The sequence below is a fragment of the Pseudomonas sp. R5(2019) genome, assembly GCF_009905435.1.
Taxonomy (GTDB): domain Bacteria; phylum Pseudomonadota; class Gammaproteobacteria; order Pseudomonadales; family Pseudomonadaceae; genus Aquipseudomonas.
Genome location: NZ_JAAAMT010000006.1, coordinates 51,614 through 76,058, shown reverse-complemented (window position 1 = coordinate 76,058; position 24,445 = coordinate 51,614). Strand labels below are relative to the sequence as shown.

Sequence of the window (24,445 nt, the reverse complement as noted above, 5' to 3'; positions counted from 1 at the left end):
TGATACGGCCCTCAGGCAACCCTCTTCATTCTGATGGGCAAGGCGAGGGTGGCCAGCCAGCAGATCGCATGCGCCGTGGGAGGTGCCTGCCTTGGTTTTTTCATTGTTCTTGAGATCGAGCGCCGCCCGCGCGGCGCATCGCGGATAAATCCGCTCCCACATTTGTTGCAACGTGCCATGGCCTATGAGATTGGGGTTGTCAGCTTTGCTTATAGGGCGGGAGATCGCGGTGGCGCAGGGAAGAAAAAGGTTTTAGCGGGTAGGTTTGAGACATTCGGAAATACCCATCCTTTGCAATCTCCATCTAAAAACGCCACCCTCCGCGCCGCTGATCGGCATCGGTCAGCCTCACGGAACCGCAGGCGTTCCCCTTGAATACTTCACCGGCAAGAGTCCGCGCCATGATTAACGGTCGAGACCATCGGATCGATTTCTTTCGGGGTTTGGCATTGATCTTCATTTTCTGGGATCACATACCGCAAAACCCCTTGGCCAACCTGACCGTGCGCAACTTCGGCTTCAGCGATGCGGCGGAGATCTTTGTGTTTCTGGCCGGTTATGCGGCCGTCCTGGCCTACGGCAGGATCGCTCAGCGCGACGGCTACCTGGTGGCCTGCGTACGCATCCTGCGCCGCGCCTGGGTGCTGTATGTGGTGCACATTTTCCTGTTGGTGCTGCTGATGGGCATCGTCTTCGTTGCCAACAACCATGTCGAAACCCGCGACATGATTCAGGAGATGGGCCTCTACTACTTCCTCAGCAACCCGCAGCAAGCGCTGGTGGATGAGCTGCTGCTGCGCTTCAAACCCAACCTGATGGACCCGTTGCCACTGTATATCCTGTTGCTGCTCGGGCTGCCGATGGTGTTGCCACTGATGCTGCGCCGGGCCGAATACGTGGTGGGCCTGTCGGTGCTGTTGTATGTCCTGGCGCCGCTGTTTCAGTGGAACCTGGCCGCGCAGGAAGGCGGCGTGTGGTTCTTCAATCCTCTGGCCTGGCAGTTGCTGTTTATCCTGGGCGGTGCGGCGGCGACTCAGGGGCAACCGGCCAGCAGCCCGCGGCCGGTGTTGCGGCAACCGTTGTTTGTGGCGTGCGCGCTTTACCTGCTGATGACAGGTCTGATCGCGTTGTCGTGGAAATGGCCGCACGTGCATGACGCTTTCATGCCACGGCTGTTGGCCGAATGGCTGTACCCGATCAACAAGACCAACCTGTCGCCGGCACGGCTCCTGCATTTTCTGGCGCTGGCCTATTGCACGGCCAAACTGTTGCCCAGTGGACCGTGGGTCGAACACTGGCTGGCGCGGCAAAGTTGCCGGATGGGGCGCTATTCGCTGGAGGTATTCTGCTTTGGTGTGCTGCTGGCACCGCTGGCCGACATGGCCAATGCGCTCGGCGGTGATCGTTGGCCGATGCAGGTCTTCACGGCCCTGGCGGGGGTTGCGCTGATGGTCGTGCTGGCGCTGTGGCTGGATCTGAACAAGCGCCTGAGCCGGCCGGCGCAGGTGCCGGTGGTTTGACAGCAATGGTGCTGAATCGGCTTTCGTGAGGGGATGTGAGAGATTCTGTGGTTGACTGCAATTTTTTTGATGTAGGAGCCGAGCTTGCTCGCGATAAGGACGCCGCGGTTTTACAGGTATTGCGCGTCATCGTTCATCGCAGGCAAGCCTTGCTCCTACATCTAGATCAAAAGCACCACGCGCAATTTCGGCAGGACTGGAGATGGGCGTGGGAGCAGAGCTTGCTAGCGATGAGGCCAGTACAAGCGACAAAAAACTTGCCGGGGTAGACGCCGCTTGGGCGGGGGCGCCTAACCTTCGCGGCTAAAGCCACTTGTACAAATGAGCGATGAGCCACATTTTTTTAGGAAACTTCCGATCTAACCGCGACAAAATTTTCACCATCGCCGGCCAGCGTCTAAGCTTCAGGCAAGTGTGTGCATTATTCGTGATCGGGCTAAAAAAACTATGGGCGCATTGCCGCAATCCGAACCAACAAGGAACGAGGTTCCTTCTGAAAATCTGGATCACGCGCCGCCCTCAACACCTCGCAAACGCCGCCTGTGGTGGCGTCTGTTCTGGTTACTGCTGTTGCTGGCGATCATTGCTCTGGCCTATGCGATTTCAGAAGAAGTCCGCACCTCCAAATTGCAAGCCCGCGAGTTCAGCCGCTATGCGGCCACGCTCAGCTATTCCATGCATGCCGGCCCGACCGACGCCATGCTTTATCCAGGCTCCGGCCCATTCGACAAGCGCCTGGGCTACAGCGCCCTGAGTGAATTCCTGCCCCGGCTGATGAAGCGCGATTACGTGATCAAGGAACAGACGCGCTTCTCCCCTGCCCTGATGAACTACAGCGAACACGGATTTTTCGTGCCGTACGCGGAAAAAAGCCAGGCCGGCCTGTCGATCACCGACTGCACCGGCGACACCTTGTACCAATACCGTTATCCGCAAATGCTCTACAGCAGCTTCGCCGCGATCCCACCGCTGATGGTGCACAGTTTGCTGTTCATCGAAAACCGTGAACTGCTCGATACCGATGAGCCGCTGGCCAACCCGGCGGTGGATTGGCCTCGCTTTGCCATGGCCGCATATACCCAGCTGGCCAGGATGCTCGCCCTGCCCGGCCAATCGGCGGGTGGCAGTACCCTGGCCACGCAACTGGAGAAATACCGACACTCACCCAACGGCCTGACCGTTTCGGGCGGTGAAAAAATCCGGCAGATGATTTCTGCCAGCGTGCGCGCCTATCAGGGAGGGCCGGAAACGCTGGTGGCACGGCAAAAAATCGTTCGCGACTACCTCAACAGCGTGCCGCTGTCGGCGGTGCCCGGCCACGGTGAAGTTCACGGCATGGCTGAAGGCTTGCGGGTCTGGTATGGCGCCGATTTCGCCCAGGTCAACCAGGCGCTGTCGTCCACCGCCCAAGACCCGGCCAGCCTCGCCGCCCGCGGCCTGGCCTTGCGCCAGGTACTGTCATTGATGATCGCCCAGCGCCGCCCTTCGCACTTCCTTTCCAAGGGGCACGATGAACTGGCCCTGCTGACCGACAGCCATATTCGCCTGCTGGGCGCCAACAACATCATCGACAAGCCGCTGACGGAGGCTGCGTTGAAGAGCCAGGTCACCTACCGCGACTGGGTGCAGCAACCGACCATCCAGCCCATCGTCACCAACAAGGGCATCAGCGTGGCGCGCAGTCGGCTCTCGTCGATGCTCAACCGTCCTCTGTATGACCTTGACCGTCTCGACCTGTCGGCCACCACCACCCTGCAATCTGACCTGCAGCGCCAGGCCAGCCAATATTTGCGCGAACTGGCCGACCCGGCCTTCGCCACTAAAATCGGCCTGATGGGAGAGCGCCTACTGACGCCGACCACCACCACTCAAGTGCGCTACAGCTTCACCCTGTTTGAGCGCACCCCTGACGGTTCGCGGGTGCGGGTACAAACCGACAGCACCGACCAGCCTTTCGATATCAACGAAGGCAGCAAGCTGGAATTGGGCTCCACGGCCAAACTGCGGGTGTTGACGACCTACCTTGAAATCATCGCCGAGATGCACGACAAGTACGCCAGCATGCCTGCGGCCGAGCTCAAGAAGGTGCCGGTCGAAGACCTGGACCGGCTGACACGCTGGGCTGTCGACTATCTGATCCAGAACAAGGACCGCAACCTGCCGGCCATGCTCGATGCGGCGCTTGAGCGCAAGTACTCGGCCAGCCCCGGCGAGGCGTTTTTCACCGGTGGCGGCATGCACGTATTCGCCAACTTTCGTCGCGAGGACAACGGTCGCAACCCGACCCTCAAGGAAGCCCTGCGCGAATCGATCAACCTGCCCTTTATCCGCCTGATGCGCGACCTGGTGCGCTACAGCGTCTACCAGGCGCCGAAAAACAGCGGGGCATTGCTCAGGGATGACAGCGACATGCGCCGCCAGGAATACCTGGCCAATTTTGCTGACAAGGAAGGCACCGATTACCTGCTCAGGTTCTGGAAAAAGTACCAGCGCAAAACCTCACAACAACGCCTGGACACCTTCCTCGATAGCCTGCACGTGACGCCGATCCGCCTGGCAGCCGTGCACCGCTACCTGTTCCCGAATGCCGATCAAACGACCTTCAACAGCTTCGTGCGGGCACACCTGAAAAAAGACACCGTCACCGACAAGAAGCTGGACGATATGTATTACGCCTACGGCCCGGGCAAGTTCGACCTGCCTGACCAGGGATATATCGCCCGCTCCCATCCGCTGGACCTGTGGCTGCTCGGCTACCTGCTGGAAAACCCGGACGCGCAGTTCAAGGACGCGGTCAAGGCCAGCCGTTTCGAGCGCCAGGAAGTCTATGGCTGGCTGTTCAAGAGCAAGCACAAGGGCGCCCGCGACAGTCGGGTACGGACCATGGTTGAAATCGAAGCCTTCCTCGACATTCACCGTCGTTGGCAGCGAGTAGGCTACCCGTTCGATCACCTGGTGCCGTCGCTGGCCACCGCCATTGGCAGCTCGGGCGACCGCCCCGCGGCGCTCGCCGAATTGGTCGGGATCATCCAGAACGACGGAATTCGCATGCCGACCCTGCGCATCGATACCCTCCACTTTGCCGCCAACACCCCCTATGAAACCCAGGTGGTCAGTGACCCGGACAAAGGTCGGCGGGTGTTGTCGTCGGAAGTCGCCGCGGCCCTGCGTGGGGCCCTCTCGCAAGTGGTCGATGCCGGTACCGCGCGGCGCGTGCAAGGGACGTTCAAGCTGGCCGACGGCACGCCGCTGGTGATGGGCGGCAAGACCGGTACGGGTGATAACCGGATCGAGAGCTTTGGTGCCGGGGGGCGGATGATCGGTTCGCGCTCGCTCAACCGCACCGCCACCTTCGTGTTCTACATCGGTGACCACCACTTCGGCACCCTGACCGCCTTCGTACCGGGCCGGGCGGCCGAAACCTTCAAGTTCACCTCGGCCTTGCCGGTGCAGGTGCTCAAGGGCATGGCGCCGTTCTTGACGCCGTACCTGGCACCCGGCACCAACACGCTGTGCAAAGTCCCGCCCAAAGCTGAAGCGGGCCAGACGGCCATCGTCTCAAACCTCCGCTGATCGTTGGCCGCCTGCACACCGGCGGCCTCTTTCATCCGCACCGCTCGTCAATCAAGAATAATTCTCGCTTGCACTCCATAAAGATATATCTTAAGTTACATCTTAAGTAATATCTCGACACATGGAGCGCACGCATGAAAGACCATCACCTCCATCGTGACCACCCTGAAGGCCACGATCTGTTCGAACGCCGGCCAAGCGGCCGTGAACGCGGTCGCGGACCCCGGGTGTTCGCTCCCGGAGACATCAAATTGCTGCTACTGGCATTGATTGCCGAGCAGCCTTGCCACGGCTATGACCTGATCCGCCAGATCGAAGGCATGTTCGACGGCGCCTACAGCCCAAGCCCGGGCGTGATCTACCCGACCCTGACCTTTCTGGAAGAAAGCGAACTGATTACCAGCGACGCCGATGGCGGCAAGAAGCGCTTCAGCATTACCGCAGCGGGGCAACAGTCGTTGAGTGAACAAGCGGTGGCCCTGGACGGTGTGCGCATGCGCATGGAAGTGAGCAAGCGCGCCCTGCGCGGCTACGACCGCCCGCCGGAGATCCATGAAGCGGTTCACAACCTGCGCCACGCCCTGCAAATGCACCACGGTCGCTGGAGCCCGGAGGAAATCCTGCGGGTTCGCGACTTGCTCAACGAGACGGCTAAAGCCATCGCGGCAGGGCCCGTACACACTATCCCTACCCAGGAGAACGCTGAATGACTGCCAGTGCTACCGATGCAATCCACCGCGTCATGCATGAAATCAAACGTCGCCGGCTGCAAGTGCTGCAGGTGGTCGACCTGACCCCACGGATGCGCCGCATCACGGTCGGCGGCCCGGAACTTGAAGGCTTTCTGAGCCAGGGCAGCGACGACCACATCAAGCTGCTGTTCGCCACCAACGCGCAAGAACAGGCAGCCCTTGAAGGCATGCGCCTGGGTGGCCCCGCCCCGGAAGGTGCAAAACCGGCCATGCGCGACTACACCCCGCGGCGCATTGACCGTGAAGCCGGTGAGCTGGATATCGATTTTGTCCTGCATGGCGATGGCCCTGCCTCGACCTGGGCCGAACAGGCCGCGCCCGGCCAGGACCTGTGGGTGGCCGGCCCGCGCAGTTCGATGATCGTGCCGGATGTATTCGATAGCTACCTGCTGATCGGCGATGAAACCGCCATCCCGGCCATCGCCCGCCGCCTGGAAGAACTGCCCGCGGGGCGTCAGGTGCAGGTGGTGATCGAGATCGAAGATGCCCAGGAACAACAGCCCCTGCAGAGCGCGGCCCACGTCCAGGTGATCTGGGTACCGCGTCATGAAAAATCGTTGCTGGATGTGGTCAGCAGCCTGTCGCGCCTGGAAGGTGAACTGTATGCCTGGATCGCGACGGAAGCCGCGCTGTCGCGCAAGCTTCGCCGCGTGCTGCTGGATGGCATGGGCCTGCAGGAAAGCCAGGTGAAGGCGGCCGGTTACTGGCGTCTGGATGAGAATGACGAGGCTGTAGGAGCCGGGCTCGCCCGCGATGAACGATGACGCGCAATACCTGTAAAACCGCGGCGTCCTTATCGCGGGCAAGCCCCAATGCCAGTCAGTTAAGGCGAGATCTATGTGGGAGCGGATTTATCCGCGAATGAAGGCACCGCGCAATGCCAGAAAAACCGCGGTGAATGGATTCGCGGATAAATCCGCTCCCACAGAGTCTGTGCCTTAACTGACTGGCATTGGGGCAAGCCCGGCTCCTACGGGGCTTGCCCGCGAGGCGTAGTATCTGATGCACCGCGGTGAGGCCATCGCTGGCAAGCCATGCTCCTACAATGCTCTCACCGCAAGGCGCCTGCCCTGCCAGCGATCAACCGCGATCAGCATCAGTGCCAATAACAGAAACACCAGCAAAATCACCAGCGCATTGACCATCACCCGCCCATACCCCAGCGTGCCAACATCGATAAAAGGGTACGGGTAAACCCCGATCCAGTGCCCGCGCATCAGCGCATAAGCAAAATACACCAGCGGATACAGCGCCCAGGGCAGCAAATGCCCGACTCGCAAGGTGCCCTTTGGCACACACAGCCACCAATACACCACGAACAGCAGCGGCATCACATCGTGCAGCAGGCCATCGGCCAGCCACTGCAAGCCTTGAGGGTCCCACAGGTGGCGCAGCAACAGGCTGTAGGTCAAGGCCACCATGATGATGCTGACGGTAATGCCCGACACCACCCACGGCGCGAGGAAGAACCGCCGCATCGTGCCCTCTCGGCCAAAGGCGGCGTGGGTCAGGGCCGTGGCGACCAGGGTGTTGGTGAGGATGGTGAAGTAGCTGAAGAAATTCAACAGCCCGCCGAGCAGGCTGGCGTCGTTGGCCAGCCGTGAGGCGAAGATCAGGTACAGCTGAATTACCAGCGCCAACCAGCCCAGGCCGGCGGCGACCTTGATGAACAGCAGCATTCGAGGGGAGAGGTGCGGGGCGTCGCTGAGCATGCCTGAAATCCTTGAGGGTCAACCTTTGGCTTTATGGCGCAGCATGTACAAGTACAGGGACTCGACCTTTTCCCTGGCCCAGGGCGTGCGGCGCAGGAACGTCAGGCTCGACTTGATGCTCGGCTCGCTCTTGAAGCAGCGCAGGTCGATACGCTCGGCCAGCCCGTCCCATTGGTACTCCGCGACCAGCGCCGTGAGAACCTGCTCCAGCGTGACGCCGTGCAGGGGATTTTTGTTCTGTGCAGTCATGCCAGGGCTCCAGCCGAGGGAAAGGGCACGCACCTTAGCTGAGGCGCTTGGCAGCGGGAAGAGATTACGCGGCAGTCCAGCGCAATAACATCAGCCATGGTTCTGATTTTGTCGTAGGTCCATTCCGTAGGACCAATCCTTATCCAGAGATTCTAGTGTCTGATGGCGTGTTTGCCGGTTGGGTTATTGTCGCGTACAAACGGGATGTTATATTGTTTCGTTTTAATCAAGCGCCTCAAGGAAACCTGGATGTCCTCCTCCCCCACCCGCCCTCTCGTGATGGGCCTGCCGCCCCTCGCGGCCGCCCTGCTGCTGGCGTCTAACCCGGCCACTGCGCTGGAGCTGCAACCCCAGGTCGTCACCGCCAACCCGCTGGGCAGTGCCCAGCTGGCCGCGCCGAGCACCACCCTGCAAGGCGATGACCTGACCCTGGCGCAAAAAGGCAGCCTGGGTGAAACCCTCAATAATCAGCCCGGGGTGTCTTCCTCCTGGTTCGGGCCGGGTGCGAGCCGGCCGATCATTCGCGGCCTGGACGGCGACCGCATTCGCCTGCTGCGCAACGGCGTCGGCGCCCTCGATGCATCATCGCTGTCCTACGACCACGCCGTGCCGCTGGACCCGGTCAACGTCGAGCGGATCGAGATTGTCCGTGGCCCGGCAGCCTTGTTGTACGGCGGCAATGCCATCGGCGGCGTGGTGAATACCTTCGATAACCGCATCCCTACCGAGGCCATCGACGGTATCCATGGCGCCGGCGAGTTGCGCTACGGTGGTGCCGACACCACCCGCAGCGCTGCCGGCAGGCTCGAAGCCGGCGACGGTCGCTTCGCCCTGCACCTGGATGCCAACTCGCGCGCATTCAACGACCTGCGCATTCCCGGTGATGCCCACAGTTCAAAGGTTGGCAGCGAAGACGACGAAGGTGGCAAACACCGCTTGGGCAACAGCGACGGGCGCCAGGACGGTGGCGCAGTGGGCGGTTCCTACATCTGGGACGATGGCTATGCCGGGCTTTCCTACAGTAACTACAACGCCAACTACGGCTCTCCCGCCGAAGAAGACGTGCGCCTGCGCATGCAACAGGATCACTACGCCTTCGCCTCGGAAATCCGCAACCTGCAAGGCCCCTTCTCCTCGATCAAGCTCAATGCCGGCTACACCGACTACGAGCACCGGGAAATCGAAGGCGGTGAAGTCGGCACGATCTTCAAGAACAAGGGTTACGAGGCCCGTGTAGAAGCCCGGCATCAACCGATCGGGCCGCTGGAAGGTGTGATCGGCATGCAGCTCAACCGCAGCGAATTCTCGGCCTTGGGTGAGGAAGCCTTCGTGCCCCAGACCGATACCGACAGCGCGGCGCTGTTTGTGCTGGAGCAGTGGCAAGCCAGCGACCGCCTGGCCCTGAGCCTGGGCGGGCGGCTGGAGCACACTCGGGTTGACCCGGACGCCGCTGGCAACGAGCGCTTCGAGGCGGACCGCGGCGCCAGCTTTACCGCCGGCAGCCTGTCTTCGGGTGCGGTCTATCGCCTGACGCCGGTCTGGTCGCTGGCGGCCACCCTCGGTTACACCGAACGTGCCCCGACCTTCTACGAGCTCTACGCCAATGGCGCGCACGTCGCCACCGGCACCTTTGAGGTCGGTGACGCCAGCCTGTCCAAGGAAAAGGCGGTGTCCAGCGACCTGGCGCTACGGTTCGACAATGGCGTTCACAAAGGCAGCGTCGGCGTGTTTTACAGCCACTTCTCCGATTACATTGGCTTGCTCGGTAGCGGCCGCACGCTGGACGAGGACGGCGAAGAATCCGCCGATGGCATTCCGGAATTCCTGTACAGCGGCGTGCGGGCGCGCTTTGCCGGTATTGAGGCACAGGACCACTGGCGTCTGGCTGAAAACGCCTACGGCAAGTTTGCCCTCGAACTGTCGGGCGACTACACCCGAGCGAAGAACCTCGACACCGGCGAAGACCTGCCGCGCATCGCCCCGTTGCGCCTGGGCAGCGGCCTGCTGTGGGAGCGCGAGCAATGGCAGGCACGGCTGGATGTGCACCACGCCAGTAGCCAACACAGGAAGCCGGACAACGAGACCAGCACCGACGGTTACACCACCCTGGGCGCCAGTGTCGGTTACCGCTTCGACGTCGGCGACAGCCAGTGGCTGGCCTTCGTCAAAGGCGAAAACCTCACCGACCAGACCGTGCGCTATGCAAGCTCAATCCTGCGCGACATCGCCCCGGCGCCTGGGCGTAGCGTAGAGCTGGGCCTGCGTACAACCTTCTAACCAACAGCGCATCGCTGCCCCTCTAATGTGGGAGCGGATTTATCCGCGAATAAAGGCACCGCGGTTTACCGGATACACCGCGGTGCCTTTATTCGCGGATAAATCCGCTCCCACAGTTTTGAAGGCTTGGCTCACGGTTATTGTTGCGATTCGAGCAATGACCTCCTGCGACATTTTGTCTTTTTTTCTTCGAACGACCGCTATATCCTTGCACTCACCCACGCTGAATCGCTTCACTTCGCGTAATTAACCAACCAGTTCAAACAAGATCACCGCATCGCTACAGCGGCGGCACTTTTGTCGAAAAATTAAAAGACAGCGCTATCTCATGCACGATTTACCTTCATTTCGCCTGCCACACGCTTCACGCCGGGCCAAAGCCCTCAATTTGATCGGCGGCCTTACCGCGCTTGGCTGGCTCAGCACCGGCAACGCTGCGATGTTCGATGCCGACTCACCGTGGATGCTCGGCGACTGGAATGGGACCCGCAGCGAACTGGCGGCCAAGGGCTACAGCTTCAAGCTGGACTACACCGGCGAAATGGGCGCCAACCTCGGTGGTGGTTACGACAACGACCGCACCGCGCGCTACAGCGATCAGTTTGTCTTGGGCACTCATCTGGATTTGCAGAGGATCCTCGGTTGGGAGGCCGCCGAATTCCAGCTGACCGTGACCGAGCGCCACGGCAACAACATCAGCAACGACCGCATCAACGACCCGCGGGTCGGCGGCTTCACCTCGGCCCAGGAAGTCTGGGGCCGCGGCCAGACCTGGCGGTTGACGCAGATGTGGTACCAGCAAGCCTTTTTCGATCGCAAACTCGATATCAAGGTCGGCCGTTTCGGCGAAGGCGAAGACTTCAACAGCTTCCCCTGCGACTTCCAGAACCTGGCGTTCTGCGGCTCGCAAGTCGGTAACTGGGCCGGCAGCATCTGGTACAACTGGCCGGTCAGCCAGTGGGCGCTGCGGGTCAAATATCATGTGACCCCTGAACTCTACGCGCAGGTGGGTGCCTACGAACAAAACCCCTCCAACCTTGAGCGCGGCAATGGCTTCAAGCTCAGCGGCAGCGGCACCCAGGGCGCCGTGCTGCCAGTGGAGCTGGTCTGGACACCCCGCCCGAACGGCCTGGCGGGGGAATATCGCGCCGGTTACTACTACAGTAGTGCCAAGGCTTCTGACGTCTACAAGGACAGCAATGACCAACCAGCGGCGCTCAGCGGGCAGGCGTATCGCAGCCGCTCGAGCAAGCATGGCGTCTGGCTGGGAGTGCAACAGCAACTGACCAGTGCGGCGAGTGATCACTCGCGGGGGTTGAGTGTGTTTGCCAATGCAACGATGCATGACAAGAAGACCAATGCCATCGACAACTACGTGCAGGCCGGCGTCGTTTACAAAGGTCTGTTCGATGCCCGCGCCAAAGACGATATCGGTTTCGCCCTGGCCCGCGTGCACGTCAACCCGGCCTATCGCAAGAACGCCGAGGCGAGCAACCGCGCCCACGCCGTCCAGGACTACGACGACCTCACCTTCCTGCCGCCGCAGGACACCGAATACAGCGCCGAATTCTATTACGGCGTGCACCTGACCGACTGGTTGACCGTGCGCCCGAACCTGCAATACATCCGCCACCCCGGCGGTGTCGAGCAGGTCGATGACGCGCTGATTGCCGGCCTGAAAATCCAGAGCTCGTTTTAAAACGCTCGACGACTGACCGACGCGGGCGCTGCCCGCCTGCTGTTAACTTTACGGAGAACACAACTATGGGCACTGAGGGTGCTTCAAACCGCAACCGCCTGCTGCCGGGCCTGCTCGGCGTGCTGCTGTTGCTGATGGGGTTGGCCATGCTGGCCGGCGGGATCAAATTGAGCTCGCTGGGCGGCTCGCTGTATTACGTGCTGGCCGGTATCGGCTTTGCCGTGACGGGCATTCTGCTGCTGCTCGGCCACCGCGCCGCGCTGGGTCTGTACGCCATCACGCTGTTCGCCAGCACCGTCTGGGCCTTGCTGGAAGTGGGCCTGGACTGGTGGCAACTGGTGCCGCGCCTGTCGCTGTGGTTCGCCCTGGGCGTGGTGTTGCTGCTGCCCTGGTTCCGCCGCCCGCTGCAGCGCAACGCCCCTGCCCCGCTGGCAACCGGCGCCCTGAGCGTGGCCGTGGTCCTGGCCGGCGCCACCGCCGTCGCCAGCCTATTCACCAATCCCGGTGAAATCCATGGCCAGTTCGACCGCGACAGCGCCGACATGCCAAGCACGGCCCCGGCCATGCCCGAGGGCGAATGGCAGGCTTACGGCCGCACCGAGTTCGGTGACCGCTACTCGCCGCTCACGCAAATCACCCCGGACAACGCCAAGAACCTGCAGGAAGCCTGGCGCATCCGCACCGGCGACCTGCCGACCGCCGATGACCCGGTTGAGCTGACCAACCAGAACACGCCGCTGAAGGTCAACGGCATGCTGTATGCCTGCACCGCGCACAGCAAAGTGCTGGCCCTGGACCCGGACACCGGCAAGGAAATCTGGCGTTTCGACCCGCAGATCAAGAGCCCGGTGGGTTTCAAGGGCTTCGCCCACATGACCTGCCGCGGCGTCTCCTACTACGACGAAAACAGCTACGCCAACAGCAGCGCCATCAGCACCCTGGCAGCCTTGAGTGAGGCTGGCAAGGCTGTAGCTGCCGCATGCCCGCGCCGTCTGTTCCTGCCTACCGCCGATGCGCGCCTGATCGCCTTGAACGCCGACACCGGCAAGGTCTGCGAAAGCTTCGGCAACCAGGGCGTGGTTGACCTGACCCACGGCATCGGCCCGTTCACCGCCGGTGGTTACTACTCCACCTCGCCGGCGGCCATCACCCGTAACCTGGTCATCCTGGGCGGCCACGTGACCGACAACGAGTCGATCAACGAGCCTTCCGGCGTGATTCGCGCGTTCGACGTGCACGACGGTCACCTGGTCTGGAACTGGGACGCCGGCAACCCGGAGGCCACCGAACCGCTGCAGGATGGCCAGCTTTACACCCGCAACTCGCCGAACATGTGGTCGCTGGCCAGCGTCGACGAGAAGTTGGGCATGGTTTACCTGCCACTGGGCAACCAGACCCCTGATCAATGGGGCGGCGGCCGTACCCCGGAATCCGAGAAATTCAGCGCCGGCCTGGTTGCGCTGGACCTGGAGTCGGGCAAGGTACGCTGGAACTACCAGTTCACTCACCATGACCTGTGGGACATGGACGTCGGCAGCCAACCGACCCTGCTGGACATGAAAACCGCAGAGGGCGTGAAACCGGCACTGATCGCCCCGACCAAGCAAGGCAGCCTGTACGTGCTGGACCGTCGCGATGGCACGCCGATCATCCCGATCCGCGAAATCCCGGCACCGTCCGGTGCCGTGCCAGGCGACCACACCGCACCGACCCAGGCCCGCTCGGACCTGAACCTGCTGGGCCCGGACCTGACCGAGCAATCCATGTGGGGCGTTACGCCGTTCGACCAGATGCTCTGCCGCATCCAGTTCCGCTCGCTGCGCTACGAAGGCCAGTACACCCCCCCATCGGAGCAGGGCAGCATTGTCTATCCGGGCAACGTGGGCGTCTTCAACTGGGGCAGCGTATCGGTCGATCCGGTTCGCCAACTGCTGTTCACCACCCCGAACTACATGGCGTTCGTGTCGAAGATGGTGAAACGCGCCGACGTTGCTGAAGGCAGCAAGCGCGAGAGCGAAACCAGCGGCGTACAGCCGAACACGGGGGCGCCTTACGCGGTGATCATGCACCCGTTGATGTCGCCGATCGGTGTACCGTGCCAGGCCCCGGCCTGGGGCTATGTCGCCGCGATCGACCTGACCAGCGGTAAAGTGGTATGGAAACGCAAGAACGGCACCACCCGCGACAGCTCGCCGCTGCCGATCGGCGTGCCACTGGGCGTGCCGAGCATGGGTGGTTCGATCGTCACCGCAGGCGGCGTCGGCTTCCTGAGCGGCACCCTGGACCAATACCTGCGTGCCTACGACGTGAAAAACGGCAAGGAACTGGGCGCCTGGCGCCTGCCGGCGGGTGGTCAATCCACGCCGATGACCTACACCGGCAAGGACGGCAAGCAATACGTGCTGGTCACTGCCGGCGGCCATGGCTCGCTGGGGACCAAGATGGGTGACTATGTGATCGCCTATAAACTGCCTTAAACGCGGCGGGTCAATTCGCGGATAAATCCGCTCCCACACAATGCACCGATCGCGTCGCTTTTATGTGGGAGCGGATTTATCCGCGAAGCTTTTTGAGCCCTTCAAGTAACAAAAAAGGCGGCTACCTTTACGGGCAGCCGCCTTTTTTGTGCCCACGCTTCCATTGAAACCAGTGCCAGGTTGCCCCATCTAAGCTCCATAGTCATTTGCGCAGGTGCCCCATGAGCGACCAGCAAGCCCGAACAGACCACCCCGACGAACACAGCGAATCAGAACCTCTCGATCAAGCCAGCGACTCAAAGACCCGCCTGGCGCTGCCTGACCACAGTCTGCCGGACAAGGTCTACATCATTCCGATCCATAACCGGCCGTTTTTCCCGGCGCAGGTGCTGCCCGTCATCGTCAACGAAGAGCCCTGGGCCGAAACCCTCGACCTGGTAACCAAGGCCCCGCATCACTCACTGGCGCTGTTCTTCATGGACACGCCGCTGGAAGACCATCGTCACTTCGACACCTCGCGCCTGCCGCTGTATGGCACCCTGGTCAAGGTCCATCACGCCAGCCGCGAGAACGGCAAACTGCAGTTCGTCGCCCAAGGCCTGACCCGCGTGCGCATCCGCAGCTGGCTCAAGCACCATCGCCCACCGTACCTGGTGGAAGTCGAATACCCGCACCAGCCGGCCCAGCCCACCGATGAGGTCAAGGCCTATGGCATGGCCCTGATCAACGCGATCAAGGAGCTGCTGCCGCTCAACCCGCTGTACAGCGAAGAGCTGAAGAACTACCTCAACCGCTTCAGCCCCAACGACCCGTCGCCGCTGACCGACTTCGCCGCCGCGCTGACCTCCGCCACCGGCAATGAACTGCAGGAGGTGCTCGATTGCGTGCCCATGCTCAAGCGCATGGAAAAAGTCTTGCCGATGCTGCGCAAGGAAGTCGAAGTCGCGCGCTTGCAAAATGAAATTTCCGCCGAGGTGAACCGCCAGATCGGCGAACATCAGCGCGAGTTCTTCCTCAAGGAACAACTGAAAGTCATTCAGCAAGAGCTGGGGCTGACCAAGGACGACCGCAGCGCCGACGTCGAGCAATTCGAACTGCGCCTGAAAGGCAAAACCCTGTCGCCGGCCGCGAAAAAGCGCATCGACGAAGAGATGGGCAAGCTGTCGATCCTGGAAACCGGCTCGCCGGAATACGCTGTCACCCGCAACTACCTGGACTGGGCCACGGCGCTGCCCTGGGGCATCTATGGCAAGGACAAACTCGACCTCAAGCACGCCCGCAAGGTGCTCGACAAGCACCATGCCGGGCTCGACGACATCAAGAGCCGCATCCTTGAGTTCCTCGCCGTGGGCGCCTACAAGGGCGAGATCAGCGGCTCCATTGTGTTGCTGGTCGGCCCGCCCGGCGTGGGCAAGACCAGCGTCGGCAAGTCCATCGCTGAATCCCTGGGGCGGCCGTTCTATCGCTTCAGCGTCGGCGGCATGCGTGACGAAGCCGAGATCAAGGGCCACCGCCGCACCTACATCGGTGCCCAGCCGGGCAAGCTGGTGCAGGCCCTCAAAGACGTGGAGGTGATGAACCCGGTCATCATGCTCGACGAAATCGACAAGATGGGCCAGAGCTACCAGGGCGACCCGGCCTCGGCACTGCTCGAAACCCTGGACCCGGAACAGAACGTCGACTTCCTGGACCATTATCTGGACCTGCGCCTGGACCTGTCCAAGGTGCTGTTCGTATGCACCGCCAACACACTGGATTCAATACCCGGCCCCTTGCTGGACCGGATGGAAGTGATTCGCCTGTCGGGCTATATCACCGAAGAAAAACTCGCCATCGCCAAACGCCACCTGTGGCCCAAGCAGCTGAACAAGGCCGGCGTCGCCAAGACCCACCTGAGCATCAGCGATTCCGCCCTGCGCGCGGTCATCGAAGGCTATGCCCGCGAGGCCGGCGTGCGGCAGCTGGAAAAGCAGCTGGGCAAATTGGTACGCAAGGCTGTAGTGAAACTGCTCGACAACCCCGACGCCAAGATCAGGATCGGGCCCAAGGATCTTGAAGAGTCCCTTGGCATGGCGGTGTTCCGCAGTGAGCAAGTGCTGTCCGGCAAAGGCGTTATCACCGGCCTTGCCTGGACCAGCATGGGCGGTGCAACGCTGCCGATCGAGGCCACGCGCATCCACACCCACAACCGCGGCTTCAAGCTGACCGGCCAACTGGGCGATGTCATGAAGGAATCGGCAGAGATCGCTCACAGTTACGTCAGCTCTCACCTCAGGCAGTTTGGCGCAGACCCGAAATTCTTCGACGAAGCTTTCGTGCACCTGCATGTGCCCGAAGGCGCGACGCCCAAGGATGGCCCTAGCGCCGGCGTGACCATGGCCAGCGCCCTGCTCTCGCTGGCACGCGACCAGGAGCCGAAAAAAGGCGTGGCCATGACCGGCGAATTGACCCTGACCGGGCATGTGCTGCCCATTGGTGGCGTGCGCGAGAAGGTCATTGCAGCGCGGCGGCAGAAGATTTTCGAACTGATTTTGCCAGAGGCCAACCGCGGCAACTTCGAAGAACTGCCGGATTACTTGAAGGAAGGCATCACGGTGCACTTCGCCAGGCGCTTTGCGGATGTGGCCAAGGTGCTGTTCTGACCGAATCACGATATCGAATGTAGGAGCGGACCTGGCCGCGATGGGTTGCGAAGCAGCCCCCCGGGGCCGCTGCGCGCCCCATCGCGGCCAGGTCCGCTCCTACATATTTCGCGTTTGAAGCTAAACACAATACAACCCGATGCTTCGGTTATGCTTGGAAGGTCCAAGCCCGACCGGAGCCCTTATGCCCACCGTCCGCCTGCTCGTTCCGCTAAGCCTCACCCTGCTCGCCGCCTGCGCTTCCACGCCCCCCCAGAATGTCGATCTGCACAAGCAATCCCAATGCCCTATGCCGCTGCACGTCGGCCAGAAGCTCACCCTCACTCTACCCAGCAACCCCACCACCGGCTTTCGCTGGCTGGTGCAAAACCCGGCGGGCAGCATCCTGCGCAGCTTGAGCCCCGAGGTTTACACCAACCCTGAAGACGCTGGGCTGGTCGGCAGTGGAGGCCAGTCTGTGTGGCGCTTTCAAGCGCAAAATGCCGGCGAAGGCCACTTGCTTCTGGTTTATCAGCAACCCTGGGCCCCGGAAGTGCGACCCGCCGAGACCTTCGACTGTGCGATCAGTGTGAAATGACCGACGCGCACGAGGTGGCTTGGCGAGCGAGTACCGCCGCCTCGGCCGGGCAGACAAGGCGGCGTTCATCCGCCAGCGATGCATCCACCGGCCAACTTGGCTAAAATGCCCGCCTTTTACCCTCTGCCGTTGGAATTGCCGTGAGCAAAGAGCCCGATCGCCTATTCGCCCAGCCGCTGGACCAGGTCCCCGACTTCGCCTTCAACGAAGACGTGGTCCGGGTGTTCCCGGACATGATCAAGCGCTCGGTGCCCGGCTACCCGACCATTGTCGAGAACCTCGGTGTACTGGCCGCCCAGTTCGCCCAGCCGCACAGCGTGCTCTATGACCTGGGCAGCTCGCTGGGTGCGGTCACCCAGGCGTTGCGCCGCCACGTGCGCAGCGAAGACTGCCGGGTGATCGCCGTGGACAACTCTGCGGCCATGGTCGAGCGCTGCCGCGAATACCTCAACGCCCAGGACTCGATGTTCCAGGAGTTGCTGCCGGTCGAGGTGGTCGAAGGCGATATTCTCGCCCTCGAGTTTCAGCCAGCCTCGGTCGTGGCGCTGAACTTCACCCTGCAATTCATCGCCCCGGATCAGCGCCTGGCCCTGCTCGCCCGCATCCGCCAGGCGCTGGTGCCCGGCGGCGCGCTGATCCTGTCGGAGAAGCTGCGCTTCAATGACCGCGATGAACACGCCCTGCTCACCGACCTGCACATCGCCTTCAAGCGCGCCAATGGCTACAGTGACCTGGAAATTGCCCAGAAGCGCAGCGCCATCGAAAATGTGATGAAACCCGACAGCCTCGAAGAACATCGCGAACGCCTGCTGGCGGCCGGCTTCTCGAAAGTCGTGCCCTGGTTCCAATGCCTTAACTTTGCCTCGTTGATTGCCCTGCCATGATTGATTTGTCCCCGTTGGTCCGCCGTTTGGCGGGTACTCCCCTGGCCGCCTGGGCCAATGGCCTGCAAGCGCAGCTCGATGCCAGGATGGAGAAAGGCCATGGCGATCTGGAGCGCTGGCAAAGCGCGCTCAACGCGCTGCCGGAGCTGACCCCGACTGAAATCGATCTGGTCAATGGCCTGACCCTGGACACCGACTGCGACAGCGACACCCGCGAACGCATGCATCAGGCCTTGATGGGCTTGTCGCCGTGGCGCAAGGGGCCATTCGATCTGTTTGGCGTACACGTGGACACCGAATGGCGTTCGGACTGGAAATGGTCGCGGGTCTCCCCGCATCTGGACCTGCGCGGCAAGCGCATCCTCGATGTGGGTTGCGGCAACGGTTATTACCAGTGGCGGATGCTCGGTGCCGGCGCCGACAGCGTGATCGGCGTGGACCCCAACTGGCTGTTCTTCTGCCAGTTCCAGGCCGTCCAACGCTACCTGCCCGACCTTCCCGCCTGGCACCTGCCCTTCGCCCTCGAAGATTTGCCCGCCAACCTGGAAGGCTTCGACACGGTGTTTTCCATGGGCGTGTTCTACCATCGCCGCTCGCCGATCGAGCATTTGCTGGCGCTCAAGGATTGCCTGGTCAAGGGCGGCGAACTGGTGTTGGAAACCCTGGTGGTTGAAGGGGATCAGCATCAGGTGCTGGTACCGGAAGACCGCTACGCGCAGATGCGCAACGTCTGGTTCCTGCCCTCGGTGCCGGCACTTGAACTGTGGCTGCGCCGCGCAGGTTTCAAGGATGTGCGCTGCGTGGACGTGAGCGTCACCAGCGTTGAAGAACAGCGCAGCACCGACTGGATGCGCTATCAGTCGCTGGGCGATTTCCTCGACCCCGACGACCATTGCAAGACCATCGAAGGCCTGCCTGCGCCGATGCGGGCGGTGATGGTGGCTCGCAAGTAAGTCAAAAGCTTCGCGGATAAATCCGCTCCCACATTCCCCGCTCGAACTATGCGGGGAGCTTTATGTGGGAGCGGATTTATCCGCGAATAGGTCCACCACAGTCCAAAAGACTGGCCAATAAAAAAGGCGCCCATCACAAGGGCGCCAAAAGTTCACCTTCCCAAAGGAGCGCAAGGCTTCAAAGGTGAATTGACAATTACTTCTTCACTTGATCGTTCTCGGCCACTGGCTGACCTTTATCACCATGCGTTTTCTCCTGGCTTAACTTGAACTGCTTCCAGAATTCCTGTGAGCGCTCAGCGCCACCCTCTGCCATTGCTGCGGTAGAACCCAACAGCAACACGCTGATTACCAGCAACTTGATCGTTTTCATTAAGCTGACCTCTTCTGCTCTTTGTGTATGGCTCAATGATAAAGAGGGGCAACTAACAAGCGCATGAGCGCCACATTACAAATTTGAAATACTCAGAAACGTCCAGTCACATCATTACAACAACGCCAAGGGGTACTCGATGATGACCCGCACTTCATTAAGGTCCGACTCGAAAGCCGTGGCTCGAGTCGTGGCTTGACGCACTCTGAACGACATATCCTTGAACGAACCGCCTTGCATCACGTACTTGACCTCAATGTCGCGCTCCCAACGCTTCTGATCGGTCAACGGATCGCCATTGGCATCGCGGCGCATATAGGTCGCGTTGGCGTTGCTGTAATCAGCCCCGGTGCCTTTGCCGTAGCGCGTCATGAACGACAGCCCCGGCACTCCAAGAGCGGCCATGTCGAGGTCATAGCGCAACATCCACGAGCGCTCCTTGGGCGAGTTGAAGTCGCTGTACTGGATCGAGTTATCAAGGTAGATCGAGTCGGACTGGCGCAGATAATCGAAGTCGTTGTCACCGTTGTTGCGCTGGTGGGACAGCGCCAGGGTGTGCGGGCCATAGCTCATGCCCAACTTGCTGCTCCAAATGTCGTTGTCGAACTCGCCGAGCCATTGCTTGCCTTCATCCTGAGCCCGATAGAAGTTGAAACCGGCAAACATCGACAGTGACGAGGAGATCGGATGCTTGTAGCTGACACCGGTGTAGTACTGGTTCCAGACATCCTTCAGGCGACTGGAATACAGGCTGAACGCCAGGTTTTTACCGACAGCGTAGTCACCGCCAAAGTAGCCTACCCAAGGGGCGTCCACGGCACCACCATAGAAGGTCACGAAGCCATCGCGGCGGTTGCTCGACAACGGCTGGCTCATGGCATGCAGGCGGCCGCCTTGTAGCGTAAGGTCGGTCACGCTGGTGTTTTCCACGGTGACACCCGTGAAGCTTTCAGGCAACAGGCGTGAGTCGCCGTAGTGCACCACCGGCGTCATCGGGAACACATCACCGACCTTGACCACCGTATCAAAGGCCCGCAGCTTCGCGGCCCCGCCGACTTTGCTGAAGGTGTCGGCGGCCTTGCCGTCGCGGTCGACCGGTAACATCTCGAACGAGCTGCGCCCACCATTGCGGCCATCACCGGTATCGAGCTTCAGGCCGAGCATCGCGTAGGCATCGACCCCGACGCCTACCGTACCTTGAGTAAACCCGGACTCGAAACGGCCGAGGATGCCGTGGGCCCAGGCTTCGGAATAACCGTTGCCACTGGGCGCACTCTGGCCTTTTCGAGGGTCGCGATTGAAATAGAAATTGCGGTTGAGCACCGTCAACTGGCTGCCCTCGACAAACCCTTCGACGGGTTCTTGTGCACTGGCGTGTTGAGCATAAGTCGCCAGCATCACCGCAACCGCTGCCAATGATGTAGTGGTTACTTTCCCCATGAAATCATCCTCACTGCTGGGCAGTTTTAATTGTTATATGCGTCCTCGGGAGTATTTTTGTGGGTGGACGCAAAAAGGACGTCACCGACATAACGGTGACGCCCTATCCTCGCAAGTCAGCGATAACTTCAAGATGATCCGAACATTACAATTACGACACTTTCGACGGCTGTTCTTCCGCGTCTTCTTCCTTGCGATACGCCCAGTGATACAACGCCGGCAATACCAGTAATGTAAGTGCGGTGGAGGACAGGATCCCGCCAATCACCACCGTTGCCAGCGGCCGCTGAACCTCGGCACCCGTACCCGTCGCCAGGGCCATGGGAACAAAGCCCAGGGAGGCCACCAGTGCCGTCATCAATACCGGTCGCAGCCGCGTCAACGCGCCTTCATTGATGGCCGCACCGAGGCTGCGTCCCTCCTCGCGCAGGTTGCGGATAAAGGCAATCATCACCAGCCCATTCAGCACTGCCACCCCGGACAAGGCAATAAAGCCGACCCCGGCGGAGATCGACAGCGGGATATCCCGCAGCCACAAGGCCATGACGCCGCCAGTCAAGGCGAACGGGATACCGGTGAACACCAGCAAGCCATCCTTGAGGTTGTTGAACATCATGAAGAGCAAGGCGAACACCAGCAGCAAGGCCACCGGCACCACGATCTGCAGACGCTTGGCCGCCGATTGCAATTGCTCGAACTGCCCACCCCAACTGGTCCAGTAACCGGCCGGGACCTGCACCTGGCGATCGAGGCTGGCCTGGGCGTCTTCCACAAACGAGCCGATATCACGCCCGCGCACGTTGGCGCTCACCACCACCAGCCGTTTGCCGTTTTCGCGGCTGATCTGGTTGGGGCCGAGCACCAGGTCCAGGCTTGCGACTTGAGACAAGGCAATAAAGCCAATACCGCTGCTGCCTGATGTGGCCGGGACCGGGATCAGCAATTGCGACAGCCCCTGGATATCGGTGCGCAAGGTGTCGGACAGGCGCACCACCATGTCGAAACGCCGATCGCCTTCATACAGCGTGCCCGCTCGGCGACCGCCCACGGCCACCGCCACGGTGTCCTGGACATCGCCGATGTTCAGGCCATAACGCGCCGCCTTGTCGCGGTCGATGTCGATGGTCAGCACCGGCAGACCGGAAGTCTGTTCGACCTTCACTTCAGACGCCCCGGATACACCCTGCAGCGCCTGGGCAATCTGCGCGGCGGTGTTGTTGAGCACGTCCATGTCATCGCCGAAAACCTTGACCGCCACATCGCTGCGCACCCCGGAGATCAGTTCGTTGAAACGCAACTGGATCGGCTGTGACAGCTCAAAGTTGCTGCCCGGCACCAGGGCGCTGGCACGTTGGATATCAGCAATCAGCTGCTCGCGGCTTTTGCCAGGGTCAGGCCACTGGCTCTGCGGCTTGAGCATCACATAGCTGTCGGAGATGTTCGGCGGCATCGGGTCCGAGGCGATCTCGGCGGTGCCGGTACGGGCGAACACCCGCTCGACTTCCGGCACCTGCCGCAACACCGCCTTTTCCAGCTGTTGCTGCATCTGCACCGACTGCGTCAAGCTGGTGCCCGGCACCCGCAAGGCCTGCAATGCGAAGTCGCCTTCGCTCAAGCTCGGCACGAATTCGCTGCCCAGGCGGCTGGCGACCAGCCCGCAGGCACCGATCGCCAACAGCGCCAGGCCAAAAGCAATCGAGCGATTGCTCATCACCCACTTCAAGACCGGTGCATAGCCCCGCTTGGCACTGCGCATCAGCAGGTTTTCTTCCTCCTTCACCTTGCCCGTCACAAACAGCGCGATGGCGGCCGGCACAAAGGTTACCGAGAGAAGCATCGCACCGAACAAGGCGATGACGACGGTAAAGGCCATCGGGTGGAACATTTTGCCCTCCACCCCGGTCAGGGCGAAGATCGGCAGGTACACCACCATGATGATCAACTGGCCGAAAATCAGCGGCCGGCGCGCTTCTTTCGCCGCGCTGAACACCTCGTGCATGCGCTCGCTGCGGGTGAGCAGGCGGCCGCGCTGTTGCTGCGCATGGGCAAGACGCCGAATCGCGTTCTCGACGATCACCACCGCGCCGTCGACGATGATGCCGAAGTCCAGCGCGCCGAGGCTCATCAGGTTGGCACTGACCTTGTTGGCAAACATGCCGGTAAAGGTAAACAGCATCGCCAACGGGATGACCATCGCGGTGATCAGCGCCGCGCGGATATTGCCCAGGAACAGGAACAGCACCGCGATCACCAGAATCGCGCCCTCGATCAGGTTGGTCTTGACCGTGGCAATTGCCTTGTCGACCAGCGTCGTGCGGTCATACACGGTCACCGCCACCACACCTTCTGGCAGGGTGCGGTTGATCTCGGCCAGTTTTGCCGCCACCGCCTGGGAAACCGTGCGGCTGTTCTCGCCGATCAGCATGAACACCGTGCCCAGCACCACTTCGCGACCATTCTCGGTGGCCGCGCCGGTGCGCAGTTCACGGCCGATACCCACCTCGGCCACGGCGCTGACGCGAATCGGCGTGCCGTCGACATTGGCGATCACACTGTTGGCGATGTCTATCGTACCGGCCAACTGGCCCGGCGCACGAATCAACAGCTGTTCGCCGTTACGTTCGATATAGCCGGCACCGACGTTGGCATTGTTGCGCTCAAGTGCAGCCAGCAGGTCATTGAGCGTCAGCTTGTAAGCCGCCAGCCGCTTGGGATCGGGGGCGATCTGGTACTCCTTGGCAAACCCGCCGATGCTGTTGATTTCCGCTACGCCCGGCACGTTGCGCAGCTGCGGCTTGATGATCCAGTCCTGCACTTCGCGCAGGTCGGTGGGCGTCCAGGGGCTGCCATCTGCCTTCAAGGCGCCTTCCCTGGCCTCGACCGTCCACAGAAAAATCTCGCCCAGGCCGGTAGAAATCGGCCCCATGACCGCCTCCACGCCTTCGGGCAATTGCTCACGAGCCACTTGCAGCCGTTCGTTGACCAATTGGCGGGCAAAGAACAGATCGGTGCCGTCATTGAAAATCACGGTCACCTGCGACAGGCCCGAACGCGACAAAGAACGGGTTTGCTGCAGGCCCGGCAAACCCGCCATGGCTGTCTCGATGGCAAAGGTAATGCGCTGCTCGGTTTCCAGCGGCGAAAAGCCGGCGGCGGCGGTATTGATCTGGACCTGCACGTTGGTGATGTCGGGCACCGCATCGATCGGCAGTTTCTGGTAACTGCCAATCCCCAGCGCGGCCATCAGCAGGACCGCCAGCAGCACGATGACGCGTTGCTCGATGGCAAATTGAATCAGGCGTTCAAACATAAGGGCA

Annotated in this window: 16 protein-coding genes; 11 read left to right on the top strand and 5 right to left on the bottom strand. The window is 61.4% G+C overall.

What is annotated here, in order from left to right; all coding sequences use genetic code 11:
- Positions 1 to 401: 401 nt before the first annotated feature.
- From GUY40_RS06150 to GUY40_RS06135, 4 genes are all read left to right on the top strand, one after another.
- A complete protein-coding gene (locus GUY40_RS06150) occupies positions 402 to 1,520 on the top strand; it encodes an OpgC family protein (RefSeq protein ID WP_166568060.1) in 1,119 nt (372 codons plus the stop codon).
- A gap of 447 nt (positions 1,521 to 1,967) precedes the next feature.
- A complete protein-coding gene (locus GUY40_RS06145) occupies positions 1,968 to 5,093 on the top strand; it encodes a transglycosylase domain-containing protein (protein ID WP_166568059.1) in 3,126 nt (1,041 codons plus the stop codon).
- Between the two features lie 134 nt (positions 5,094 to 5,227).
- On the top strand, positions 5,228 to 5,803 hold the full coding sequence (locus GUY40_RS06140) for a PadR family transcriptional regulator (RefSeq protein ID WP_166568058.1): 576 nt from the start codon (positions 5,228 to 5,230) through the stop codon (positions 5,801 to 5,803).
- Entirely contained in the window at positions 5,800 to 6,609 is an 810-nt protein-coding gene (locus GUY40_RS06135) for a siderophore-interacting protein (protein WP_166568057.1), read from the top strand. The genes GUY40_RS06140 and GUY40_RS06135 overlap by 4 nt, the downstream gene beginning before the upstream one ends.
- A gap of 276 nt (positions 6,610 to 6,885) precedes the next feature.
- On the opposite strand, the gene GUY40_RS06130 is transcribed toward GUY40_RS06135, so the two are convergent.
- Both GUY40_RS06130 and GUY40_RS06125 read right to left on the bottom strand, forming a co-directional pair.
- Positions 6,886 to 7,557: a Pr6Pr family membrane protein gene (locus tag GUY40_RS06130; RefSeq protein ID WP_166568056.1), complete on the bottom strand. Its 672-nt coding sequence runs from the start codon at positions 7,555 to 7,557 to the stop codon at positions 6,886 to 6,888.
- A gap of 18 nt (positions 7,558 to 7,575) precedes the next feature.
- Positions 7,576 to 7,806, bottom strand: coding sequence for a VF530 family DNA-binding protein (locus GUY40_RS06125; RefSeq protein WP_166568055.1), 231 nt, complete (start codon positions 7,804 to 7,806; stop codon positions 7,576 to 7,578).
- A 249-nt stretch (positions 7,807 to 8,055) separates the two neighbouring features.
- On the opposite strand from GUY40_RS06125, the gene GUY40_RS06120 reads away from it, so the two are divergent.
- The 7 genes from GUY40_RS06120 (at position 8,056) to cmoB (ending at position 19,315) form a co-directional block, all read left to right on the top strand.
- On the top strand, positions 8,056 to 10,083 hold the full coding sequence (locus tag GUY40_RS06120; RefSeq protein ID WP_166568054.1) for a TonB-dependent receptor: 2,028 nt from the start codon (positions 8,056 to 8,058) through the stop codon (positions 10,081 to 10,083).
- A 328-nt stretch (positions 10,084 to 10,411) separates the two neighbouring features.
- Positions 10,412 to 11,782 (top strand): carbohydrate porin, encoded by a 1,371-nt coding sequence (locus GUY40_RS06115; protein WP_166568053.1) that lies wholly within the window; start codon positions 10,412 to 10,414, stop codon positions 11,780 to 11,782.
- A gap of 65 nt (positions 11,783 to 11,847) precedes the next feature.
- A complete protein-coding gene (locus GUY40_RS06110; RefSeq protein ID WP_166568052.1) occupies positions 11,848 to 14,259 on the top strand; it encodes a glucose/quinate/shikimate family membrane-bound PQQ-dependent dehydrogenase in 2,412 nt (803 codons plus the stop codon).
- A 221-nt stretch (positions 14,260 to 14,480) separates the two neighbouring features.
- On the top strand, positions 14,481 to 16,901 hold the full coding sequence (gene lon, locus GUY40_RS06105; RefSeq protein WP_166568051.1) for an endopeptidase La: 2,421 nt from the start codon (positions 14,481 to 14,483) through the stop codon (positions 16,899 to 16,901).
- Positions 16,902 to 17,085: 184 nt separating this feature from the next.
- A complete protein-coding gene (locus GUY40_RS06100) occupies positions 17,086 to 17,478 on the top strand; it encodes a protease inhibitor I42 family protein (RefSeq protein WP_166568050.1) in 393 nt (130 codons plus the stop codon).
- A 140-nt stretch (positions 17,479 to 17,618) separates the two neighbouring features.
- A complete protein-coding gene (gene cmoA / locus GUY40_RS06095; protein ID WP_166568049.1) occupies positions 17,619 to 18,362 on the top strand; it encodes a carboxy-S-adenosyl-L-methionine synthase CmoA in 744 nt (247 codons plus the stop codon).
- A complete protein-coding gene (gene cmoB / locus GUY40_RS06090; protein ID WP_166568048.1) occupies positions 18,359 to 19,315 on the top strand; it encodes a tRNA 5-methoxyuridine(34)/uridine 5-oxyacetic acid(34) synthase CmoB in 957 nt (318 codons plus the stop codon). The genes cmoA and cmoB overlap by 4 nt, the downstream gene beginning before the upstream one ends.
- A 196-nt stretch (positions 19,316 to 19,511) precedes the next feature.
- Here the strand turns inward: cmoB and GUY40_RS06085 are convergent, their stop codons facing one another.
- The 3 genes from GUY40_RS06085 to GUY40_RS06075 all read right to left on the bottom strand — a co-directional run bounded on the left by GUY40_RS06085 (position 19,512) and on the right by GUY40_RS06075 (position 24,438).
- Entirely contained in the window at positions 19,512 to 19,688 is a 177-nt protein-coding gene (locus tag GUY40_RS06085) for a co-regulatory protein PtrA N-terminal domain-containing protein (RefSeq protein WP_166568047.1), read from the bottom strand.
- A gap of 114 nt (positions 19,689 to 19,802) precedes the next feature.
- On the bottom strand, positions 19,803 to 21,128 hold the full coding sequence (locus tag GUY40_RS06080; protein WP_166568046.1) for an OprD family porin: 1,326 nt from the start codon (positions 21,126 to 21,128) through the stop codon (positions 19,803 to 19,805).
- Positions 21,129 to 21,279: 151 nt separating this feature from the next.
- A complete protein-coding gene (locus GUY40_RS06075) occupies positions 21,280 to 24,438 on the bottom strand; it encodes a CusA/CzcA family heavy metal efflux RND transporter (protein ID WP_166568045.1) in 3,159 nt (1,052 codons plus the stop codon).
- Positions 24,439 to 24,445: the final 7 nt, after the last annotated feature.

Bases quoted from the DNA above. Each gene is read 5' to 3' on its own strand.
- lon (WP_166568051.1), top strand. From the start codon at position 14,481: ATGAGCGACCAGCAAGCCCGAACAGACCACCCCGACGAACACAGCGAA.
- GUY40_RS06100 (WP_166568050.1), top strand. From the start codon at position 17,086: ATGCCCACCGTCCGCCTGCTCGTTCCGCTAAGCCTCACCCTGCTCGCC.
- GUY40_RS06110 (WP_166568052.1), top strand. From the start codon at position 11,848: ATGGGCACTGAGGGTGCTTCAAACCGCAACCGCCTGCTGCCGGGCCTG.
- GUY40_RS06085 (WP_166568047.1), bottom strand. From the start codon at position 19,688: ATGAAAACGATCAAGTTGCTGGTAATCAGCGTGTTGCTGTTGGGTTCT.
- GUY40_RS06140 (WP_166568058.1), top strand. From the start codon at position 5,228: ATGAAAGACCATCACCTCCATCGTGACCACCCTGAAGGCCACGATCTG.
- GUY40_RS06120 (WP_166568054.1), top strand. From the start codon at position 8,056: ATGTCCTCCTCCCCCACCCGCCCTCTCGTGATGGGCCTGCCGCCCCTC.
- GUY40_RS06080 (WP_166568046.1), bottom strand. From the start codon at position 21,128: ATGGGGAAAGTAACCACTACATCATTGGCAGCGGTTGCGGTGATGCTG.
- GUY40_RS06115 (WP_166568053.1), top strand. From the start codon at position 10,412: ATGCACGATTTACCTTCATTTCGCCTGCCACACGCTTCACGCCGGGCC.
- GUY40_RS06145 (WP_166568059.1), top strand. From the start codon at position 1,968: ATGGGCGCATTGCCGCAATCCGAACCAACAAGGAACGAGGTTCCTTCT.
- cmoB (WP_166568048.1), top strand. From the start codon at position 18,359: ATGATTGATTTGTCCCCGTTGGTCCGCCGTTTGGCGGGTACTCCCCTG.
- GUY40_RS06150 (WP_166568060.1), top strand. From the start codon at position 402: ATGATTAACGGTCGAGACCATCGGATCGATTTCTTTCGGGGTTTGGCA.
- GUY40_RS06075 (WP_166568045.1), bottom strand. From the start codon at position 24,438: ATGTTTGAACGCCTGATTCAATTTGCCATCGAGCAACGCGTCATCGTG.
- GUY40_RS06125 (WP_166568055.1), bottom strand. From the start codon at position 7,806: ATGACTGCACAGAACAAAAATCCCCTGCACGGCGTCACGCTGGAGCAG.
- GUY40_RS06135 (WP_166568057.1), top strand. From the start codon at position 5,800: ATGACTGCCAGTGCTACCGATGCAATCCACCGCGTCATGCATGAAATC.
- GUY40_RS06130 (WP_166568056.1), bottom strand. From the start codon at position 7,557: ATGCTCAGCGACGCCCCGCACCTCTCCCCTCGAATGCTGCTGTTCATC.